We start from the raw sequence: 7,251 nt of genomic DNA, 5'->3' as shown, positions 1-7,251 counted from the left end.
GAACCGGTGCGGCCCGACTGGCCGGGCAGCGAGGCGGTGCCCCTGCTGACCAGCGAGACCGTCTGGGGCTGGCTGGCCCAGTGCCCGCTGGAGCGGCCGCGGCTGGCGGTGCTCGGGGGCGGGCCGATCGCCTGCGAACTGGCCCAGGCCCTGGCCCAGCTGGGCCTGCCGATCACCCAGATCCAGCGCAGCGACCGCCTGCTGCGCAAGGAGGACCCGGATGTGGCGGCCGAGGTGCGGCGGGCCCTGGAGGAGGACGGCGTGACCTTGCACATGGGCACCGAGGTGCTCGGCTTCGAGCCGGATCCCGCCCCCGGCGGGGCGGTGACGGTGCTCGTGCGGCAGGGGGAGCGGCGGGAGCGGATCGCCTGCGACGCCGTGCTCTGCGCCCTCGGCCGCCGTGCCCGGCTGCAGGGCTATGGCCTTGAGGAGCTGGGCATTCCCACCGGCGCCACGATCACCACCAACGCCTTCCTGCAGACGCTCTACCCCAACATCTACGCCGCCGGCGATGTGGCCGGGCCGTTCCAGTTCACCCACACCGCCGCCCACCAGGCCTGGTATGCGGCGGTCAACGCCCTGTTCGGCCAGCTGCGTTCCTTCCCGGTGGACAACCGCGTCATCCCGCGCACCACGTTCACCGATCCAGAGGTGGCCACGGTGGGGCTCACCGAAGCCGAGGCGGCGGCCCGGGGGCTGGCGGTGGAGGTGACGCGCTTCCCCCTGCACGAGCTCGACCGTGCCATCGTCGAGAGCGCCGAGCGGGGGTTCGTGAAAGTGGTCACCCCACCGGGCAGCGACCGGATCCTGGGCGCCACGGTCGTGGCCGAGCACGCCGGCGAACTGCTGGCCGAGTTCGTGCTGGCCATGAAATGGGGCCTGGGACTGGGCAGGATCTTCGGGACGATCCACGCCTACCCCACCCTGGCCGAGGCCAACAAGTACACCGCCGGCGTCTGGAAGAAGCAGCGGGTGCCCCAGCACCTGCTGCCCTGGCTGCGCCGCTACCACGCCTGGCGGCGGGGCGGCTGAGTCCCCCGCCTGAAACGACCCAGCACCCCCCTCCCACCGCGACCCTCACCGATGACCAGCGCCACCGATCTGCACCGCAACGTGCAGGAGTACTACGGCTCCACCCTGAGCAGCAGCGCCGACCTGCGCACCAGCGCCTGCTGTGATGCCAGCAGCGTGCCGCCGGCGCTGCGGCCCCTGCTGGCCCGCATCCACCCCGAGGTGCTGAGCCGCTACTACGGCTGCGGCCTGGTGGCGCCGCCGCTGCTGGAGGGCCTGCGGGTGCTCGACCTGGGCTGCGGCAGCGGCCGCGACGTGTACCTGCTCTCCCAGCTGGTGGGGGCCGGCGGCGCGGTGGTGGGCGTCGACATGACGCCGGAGCAGCTGGCGGTGGCCCGGCGCCATGCCGACCACCACGCCGAGGTGTTCGGCTACGCCAATGTGCAGTTTCTGGAGGGCCGCATCGAGCAGCTGGAGGCCCTGCCCCTGGAGCCCGGCAGCTTCGATCTGGTGATCTCCAACTGTGTGGTCAACCTCTCGGCCGACAAGCTGGCGGTGCTCAGCGGGGTGCGGCGGCTGCTAAAGCCCGGCGGGGAGTTCTTCTTCGCCGACGTCTACGCCGACCGGCGCGTGCCCGAGGCCCTGCGCCACGACCCGGTGCTGCACGGCGAATGCCTCAGCGGCGCCCTCTACTGGAACGACTTCCTGCGGCTGGCGCGCCAGGCCGGTTTCGCAGATCCGCGCCTGGTGGACGACCGCCGCCTGGAGATCACCGACCCGGAGTTGGCCGCACGCACCGGCGCGATCCGCTTCTTCTCCGCCACCTACCGGCTGTTCAACATCGAGGCGCTGGAGGACGCCTGCGAAGACCACGGCCAGGCGGTGATCTACCGCGGCAGCATCGCCGGCCACCCCGACGCCCTGCCCTTCGACAAGCACCACCAGATCGAGACCGGCCGGGTGTTTCCGGTCTGCGGCAACACCTTCCGCATGCTGGCCGAGAGCCGCCTGGCGCCCCACTTCACGTTCATCGGCGATTTCAGCCGCCACTACGGGCTGTTCGAGGGCTGCGGCAGCGCCCTGCCCTTCGACGGGGGGGTCGCCCCTAGCGCCGACGGGCCTGCGACCGCGCCGGCCCCCGCCAGCGGCGGCTCCTGCTGCTGAGGCGACGCCCCAGGGCACGCAGTGGCCGTGGCAGCCGCGGGATCGGATCGCCGTCCTGGAGCAGGTGCAGCCAGCTGCTGGCCTCCAGGCCCACGAAGGCGGCCAACAGCAGGGGCCGCTGGGAGCCCCAGAGCTCCCGGCCCCGCCGCAGCAGCTCACCGGGCGGCGGGGCGCCCAGGGGGCCAAGGGCGGCGCAGGCGAGCAGCACCAGCACCGCCAGCCAGAGGAGTCGCAGGCTGGTGCCCAGCAGGGGGCTGTGGGAGAGCAGGGAGCGGTGGCTGAGCAGGCGCCGGTAGGGCCACCAGAGCAGCCGCAGGGGACCCCAGCGGCGGGTGGCGTTGGAGCGGGTGTCGAGGTCGGGGGAAAGCCAGAGGCCGCCCAGCAGGAAGGCGCCGCCGGCGACGGCCACCCCCGCCGGCCCCAGGGCCGGCCCCCAGAGCAGCCCGAAGGGCAGGGCCAGCCAGCGGGTGGCACGATCGTGGCGGCGGCCGCTGGCCATGGCCGGGCTCCGGACGCTGCCGGCAAGGTACCGGCCGCCGGCGCCCGATGCCTGGTCCGCGTCGCCCCCTCCGCCAGAATGGACTGCAACGCCCGATTAGCTCAGCGGTAGAGCGCCTGCCTTACAAGCAGGATGTCGCTGGTTCGAAACCGGCATCGGGCATCCCTACAGATCCCAGCAAAGGCGGGGATCCATGTCACTCCGGCCACCCGGAAGGTTGACGATCAGGACTACTGTCGATTCACTTGAACCTGAGCTACGAGCCGTGGCTACCGATGCCTCCCCCATCTGGAAGAGCAAGGTTGCCGGGCAGAGCAGCGAGCCCTCTGCTGAGCCTCCCCGGCCAGCCGCTCTCCCGCCCCTGACGACGCGGTATGGAGTGCGGCCGGAACTCATCGATGACGCTCTGGCGTTTATGGACGAGTACGACGACGTCTTCCGTTCGCTGGCTCAGTGAGGATTGCGCCTGGGACCCTGATCCTCCCAGGCCCTTTTGAGATTGCACGGGTCCATGCGGCGACGATCAACAGTCATGGTGGTCTCCAGGTAACGCCGGATCTACGCAAGATCGAAACCGCTCTGGCGGAAGTCCTGGCATTCCACACCTTCAGGCCTGAGGCGGACATCGCTCTTCTGGCTGCTGTTGTGGCCTACGCCTTCGCCAAGGGCCACCCCTTACCCGATGGCAACAAGCGGGTGGCGTTTTTCTCTGTGAAGATGGTGCTGCGGGCGAATGGGTTTGAGTGGAAGCCCCGCCATGAAGAGGCGGAGCAGCGCCTGTGGCGGCTCGCAGAAACCTCCCCTCCACAGCGTGATCAGGTGCTTGAAGAACTCTCGATCTGGATACGGCAAAGCTGCACGCCGCTGTCCAGCTGATCTCGCCATTTTTGCGCTGGCAGAGGCAAGGGCAGCATCTCCCCTCCGACCCTGCCGCTGGCGCGGCTGGTGGCCTGAGGGGGCATAAACAGACGGCGCACGTTGGCCATTTCTGCCGGGGCGCCGTCCCACGGACCCGCTTAAAGTTGGTCATCTCGATGACCAACACCATGCGACAGGTCACGGTGGCGGAGGCCAAAGCCCAGCTGTCCAGCCTGCTCGACGCGGTGGAGCAAGGCCAGCCGGTGGTGATCACCCGCCGCGGCAAAGCCATCGCTGAGCTGGTTCCCCGGCAGGCCGTGCGCGATCTCCTGCCCCAGCTCCAGGCACTACGGGACTCCCTGCCCCATCAGGCCACCAGCGGCGTGGAGACGATGCGCGCCCTGCGGGATGACGTCGGCTCCTGATGCTGTACCTGGACACCTGCGTGCTGCTGGCGGCCCTCACACCAGAGGCCCACTCCGGCGCCGCCGCGGCCTTTCTCGAACAGGCCCCTGCGCCACTGGCGATCAGCCCCTGGAGTGCCACTGAGCTCCATTCCGCTCTCGGAATGAAGGTGCACACCGGGGCCCTGAGTCCCTTGCAGGCCGAGGCGGTGCTCGAAGGCTTCGAACGCAGCCTGGCCCCAGGTTTGCTGATGCTGGAGGTGGAACCCCAGGACTTCCGCAATGCCAGCGCCTGTCTGCGCGGCTGGACCACGGCCCTGCGGGCCGCCGATGCGCTGCACCTGGCCATCGCCGCCGGACGGGGCGCCACCCTCTGCAGCCTGGATGCGCCGTTCGTGAGGGCCGCCCGGCAGCTGGGGCTCGAGGCCCAGCTGGTCGGGGCTGACTGACGCGCGTCTGGCGGCAAGCCCCGCCGCAAAGACCCTGGAGCCCCAGACGCACCCAGGCCAGGCGATCATGAACACCGCTTGTTCCTCCAGCCGTGGACCTCACGGAGCTCATCCCGGGGATCCCCGCCCTGCTGGAGGAGCTGGAGGGGATCCTCGCCGGACTCACCACGGTGGCCTGCCTGGAGCACATGAAATGGCTGGGGGCCTTCATGTGCATCACCCCGGTCCAGAGGAGCCTGGTGGGGGCGGCCACGACGGAGGAGGAGGGCTTCCGGCTGGTGGAGCGGCAGCGGCCGTCGCTGCTGGTGGTCAGCCAGAGGCTGCAGGAGGGCACCGGGCTCTCGCTGGTGGAGCGCACGAAGGCACTGGCCCCCGCCATCCGGACCCTGCTGGTCGCCGACGACGCCAACGAGGCCCTGGTACGGGAGGCCCTGGCCCGGGGCTGCAACGGCATCTGCTTCGAATCGGGCCTGTTCATGCCGGCGCTGCGGGTGGTGGCCGGCGGCGGCATCTACTACCCCGAGCCAGTGGCGGCGGTGCTGCGGCAACAGCCGCCCGCGGCCCCGATCGAACCGCTGACCGAACGCGAACGGGTGGTGCTGAACCACCTGATGCTGGGCCTGACCGACCAGAGGATCAGCCAGGAGCTGGTGGTGAGCCCCGAGACCGTGCGGACCCACGTGAAGCACATCTTCCAGAAGCTCCAGGTCGACAACCGCACCAAGGCGGTCGTCAAGTCGATCGCCGCCGGGCTGATCAACCTGGAATCGGCGATGGAGGGTCGCACCCCGGTCACGGGCTGAGCCGAATCCCCCGTTCTGGGGATGCGGGCCGAGGGTGCTGCAGGGGAAGGTGGTCAGGTCCGGGGATAACCCCAGCGGCCTCCCGATGCCAAGCCGGGACGCCGGGACACAGCAAGACCTCAGCAACAGCGCAACGCACCATGGCCGTCCACCTCAGCTTTGCCGCGGCCGGGCATTCCCGCGTGTCCGAAATCATCCTGGCCGGCCGCACCGGCTACTGGCTGTGCGACCCCGACCGGGTCCTGGCCCATGGCGTCGTCAAGCTGTACGAGCGCCACCCCGAGGGCGGTGACTTCGACCTCAACGACGACGTCGTTGGCCCCTGGGTGGCCACCCTGACGGTCACCGGCGCCGATCGGGTGCAGTGGCTCGACCGGACCCGGACGATCATCGCCTTCGACCCCGCCAGCCTGACGACGGAGTACGTCACCAGCGTGCCGCCGTTCAATGCCTCCGGTGTGTACTACGACCCGGAGCCGATCGCCTGAGGGCGTATCAGCCTGCGGCCTGCACGTGCTCTCCGTAGGCCACCAGAGCACGATCGGCGCTGAGGAGCCGCAGGCCCTCCAACTGGGCCTGCACCACCAGCAGACGGTCGAAGGGGTCGCGGTGGATCCAGGGCAGGTGCTGCACCGCCAGCGCGTGCTCGGCGCGGACGGGCAGTTCGCGGAATCCCTGCCCCAGCAGACCCAGACGCAGGGCGGCGGCCTCCACCTGGAAATCGGCCCGACCCAGGGAGGATTTGATCGCGACCTCCCACAGGCTCACGACGCTGAGCACCAAAGGCTGGGCCGGATCCGCCAGCAGGCTTGCGGTCCCGGCCGGCAGCCGGCTGGGTTCGATGGCCCACCAGAGCAGCAGCTGGGTGTCGAGCAGCAGGGCCTGGGGGTCGAAACGGGGTTCGCTGGGCGGCACGGCGAGCAGATCAGCCGAACAGACTGTCGATCTCGGCGGCGAAATCGGCCTTGAGATCGGCTCCCAGCACCGCGGAGCCGCCCAGGAAGCCGCCCCGGCGAGCTTCCGGAGCCGCCGCCACCGGCACCAGCCGCACCAACGGCTGCCCGGCCTTGGCGATCACCACCTCTTCCCCTTCCAGGGCCTGGGCCACGTAGCGGGAGAGGTGGGTCTTGGCGTCATGGAGGTTGACCTGCATGGCGGCAACATGAAGTGGCTTCAGCTTAGTCTGCTTGCGGCTAAGTCCAGTACCGTCACGAACTCCCCACAGCTGATCTGCTCGCCATAGCCGGCGAAGCAGGCCAGGGCAGCGGCGTGGCGCTCCGGGGTCACCGCCTGGCAGGCGTCGTGGACGCACACCACCCGGTAGCCGCGGTCGGCGGCGTCTTTCACCGTGTGGTCGATGCACTGGTCGGTGAGCAGGCCGATCACCACCAGGGTGCGGATGGAGAGGTTGCGCAGCAGGTAGTCGAGGACGGTGGAGCTGAAGGGCGAAGAGGAGCTCTTGGGGAGCAGCAGCTCATCGGCCACCGGCGCAAGCTCGGCGATCACCTCGGCGGCGCGGCTGCCGGGCGGGAAGCCCATGCCGCAGCGCTTGTAGTCAACGCTGCGGTCGCGACCATCGGCGGTGAGGTTGGCGATCACGGTGTGGATCACCTCCAGCCCGCCCTGGCGCGCCGCCGCCAGCACCCGCTGGGCATTCGGCAGGGTGGTGGCGCGGAAGCGGCGATCGAAGTCCGCATCCGGCCGGGGCTGGGCGTCACCGCAGGTGCCCTGCTGCAGATCCACCAGCAGCAGCGCGGTGCCACCGGGGTGAAGCCACTCCGCGGGTGAGCACGACGGCATGCGGGCGGCGGCGATCCGTCCAATCATGGCGGCAGACGCTTGCCGGGCCCGTGTCCATTCCCCCCGACACCAAGGCCGCCGAGCTGGCCGCCCAGGGGATCCGCTGGGTGGCGATCACCTGGGTGAACCACGCCGGGGCGCCGCTGGTGAAGGTGGTGCCCCTGGCCGGTTTCGAGGCGGCGGTGGCGGTGGGGGTGGGCTTCTCACCGGTGTCCGACGCCTTCGGCGCCGACGGCGGTATCGCTGCCGCCCATCGCCTGGCC

The 7,251-nt window shown here is 70.3% G+C and carries 11 protein-coding genes, 1 tRNA gene and 1 pseudogene; 9 read left to right on the top strand and 4 right to left on the bottom strand.

The genetic code is table 11. The annotated features are described in order from the left end of the window. Window positions 1-1,032 (top strand): dihydrolipoyl dehydrogenase family protein (locus VB737_RS04660; RefSeq protein WP_500311544.1); only part of this gene is annotated, 1,032 nt, incomplete at its 5' end. Between the two features lie 51 nt (window positions 1,033-1,083). Beyond that, complete coding sequence (locus VB737_RS04655; protein WP_500311542.1) at window positions 1,084-2,175, top strand: methyltransferase domain-containing protein; 1,092 nt, start codon at window positions 1,084-1,086, stop codon at window positions 2,173-2,175. Here VB737_RS04655 and VB737_RS04650 read toward each other — a convergent pair. Continuing rightward, window positions 2,117-2,674 (bottom strand): metal-binding protein, encoded by a 558-nt coding sequence (locus VB737_RS04650; protein ID WP_500311540.1) that lies wholly within the window; start codon window positions 2,672-2,674, stop codon window positions 2,117-2,119. The genes VB737_RS04655 and VB737_RS04650 overlap by 59 nt on opposite strands. 90 nt (window positions 2,675-2,764) lie before the next feature. On the opposite strand from VB737_RS04650, the gene VB737_RS04645 reads away from it, so the two are divergent. The 6 genes from VB737_RS04645 (at window position 2,765) to VB737_RS04620 (ending at window position 5,676) form a co-directional block, all read left to right on the top strand. Then, window positions 2,765-2,836, top strand: a tRNA-Val gene (locus VB737_RS04645). A gap of 291 nt (window positions 2,837-3,127) precedes the next feature. Continuing rightward, the gene (locus VB737_RS04640) at window positions 3,128-3,550 is read left to right on the top strand and encodes a type II toxin-antitoxin system death-on-curing family toxin (RefSeq protein WP_500311538.1); all 423 of its coding nucleotides are present in this window, start codon (window positions 3,128-3,130) and stop codon (window positions 3,548-3,550) included. A gap of 170 nt (window positions 3,551-3,720) precedes the next feature. Continuing rightward, complete coding sequence (locus VB737_RS04635) at window positions 3,721-3,957, top strand: type II toxin-antitoxin system Phd/YefM family antitoxin (RefSeq protein WP_254972064.1); 237 nt, start codon at window positions 3,721-3,723, stop codon at window positions 3,955-3,957. Further along, window positions 3,957-4,385 carry a type II toxin-antitoxin system VapC family toxin gene (locus tag VB737_RS04630; protein WP_500311535.1) on the top strand — a complete coding sequence of 143 codons (429 nt, stop codon included), beginning with the start codon at window positions 3,957-3,959 and terminating at the stop codon, window positions 4,383-4,385. Before VB737_RS04635 ends, VB737_RS04630 begins: the two co-directional genes overlap by 1 nt. A gap of 92 nt (window positions 4,386-4,477) precedes the next feature. Then, on the top strand, window positions 4,478-5,188 hold the full coding sequence (locus VB737_RS04625) for a response regulator transcription factor (RefSeq protein ID WP_500311533.1): 711 nt from the start codon (window positions 4,478-4,480) through the stop codon (window positions 5,186-5,188). Between the two features lie 182 nt (window positions 5,189-5,370). Continuing rightward, complete coding sequence (locus VB737_RS04620) at window positions 5,371-5,676, top strand: hypothetical protein (RefSeq protein ID WP_500311531.1); 306 nt, start codon at window positions 5,371-5,373, stop codon at window positions 5,674-5,676. Between the two features lie 7 nt (window positions 5,677-5,683). Here the strand turns inward: VB737_RS04620 and VB737_RS04615 are convergent, their stop codons facing one another. Genes VB737_RS04615 through VB737_RS04605 form a run of 3 tightly spaced genes read right to left on the bottom strand, consistent with a single transcriptional unit; the run spans window position 5,684 to window position 6,988 of the window. Then, window positions 5,684-6,103 carry a type II toxin-antitoxin system VapC family toxin gene (locus VB737_RS04615; RefSeq protein WP_500311529.1) on the bottom strand — a complete coding sequence of 140 codons (420 nt, stop codon included), beginning with the start codon at window positions 6,101-6,103 and terminating at the stop codon, window positions 5,684-5,686. Between the two features lie 10 nt (window positions 6,104-6,113). After that, window positions 6,114-6,341: a type II toxin-antitoxin system Phd/YefM family antitoxin gene (locus tag VB737_RS04610; protein WP_500311527.1), complete on the bottom strand. Its 228-nt coding sequence runs from the start codon at window positions 6,339-6,341 to the stop codon at window positions 6,114-6,116. A 20-nt stretch (window positions 6,342-6,361) separates the two neighbouring features. Continuing rightward, window positions 6,362-6,988 (bottom strand): cysteine hydrolase family protein, encoded by a 627-nt coding sequence (locus VB737_RS04605; RefSeq protein ID WP_500311525.1) that lies wholly within the window; start codon window positions 6,986-6,988, stop codon window positions 6,362-6,364. Window positions 6,989-7,038: 50 nt separating this feature from the next. Between VB737_RS04605 and VB737_RS04600 the strand changes: the two are divergent. Beyond that, a pseudogene (locus VB737_RS04600) lies at window positions 7,039-7,251 on the top strand (glutamine synthetase); the annotation flags it as partial.

Origin of the sequence: Synechococcus sp. BA-120 BA3, from assembly GCF_034931285.1 — a bacterium.
Classification (GTDB): Bacteria; Cyanobacteriota; Cyanobacteriia; order PCC-6307; family Cyanobiaceae; genus Cyanobium.
The sequence above is the reverse complement of the archived record's forward strand: the minus strand, read 5'-3'. Positions and strand labels throughout refer to the sequence as shown.

Coding starts and splice junctions, on each gene's coding strand:
- VB737_RS04630 (WP_500311535.1), top strand. CDS start 3,957: ATGCTGTACCTGGACACCTGCGTGCTGCTGGCGGCCCTCACACCAGAG.
- VB737_RS04635 (WP_254972064.1), top strand. CDS start 3,721: ATGCGACAGGTCACGGTGGCGGAGGCCAAAGCCCAGCTGTCCAGCCTG.
- VB737_RS04605 (WP_500311525.1), bottom strand. CDS start 6,988: ATGCCGTCGTGCTCACCCGCGGAGTGGCTTCACCCCGGTGGCACCGCG.
- VB737_RS04655 (WP_500311542.1), top strand. CDS start 1,084: ATGACCAGCGCCACCGATCTGCACCGCAACGTGCAGGAGTACTACGGC.
- VB737_RS04650 (WP_500311540.1), bottom strand. CDS start 2,674: ATGGCCAGCGGCCGCCGCCACGATCGTGCCACCCGCTGGCTGGCCCTG.
- VB737_RS04610 (WP_500311527.1), bottom strand. CDS start 6,341: ATGCAGGTCAACCTCCATGACGCCAAGACCCACCTCTCCCGCTACGTG.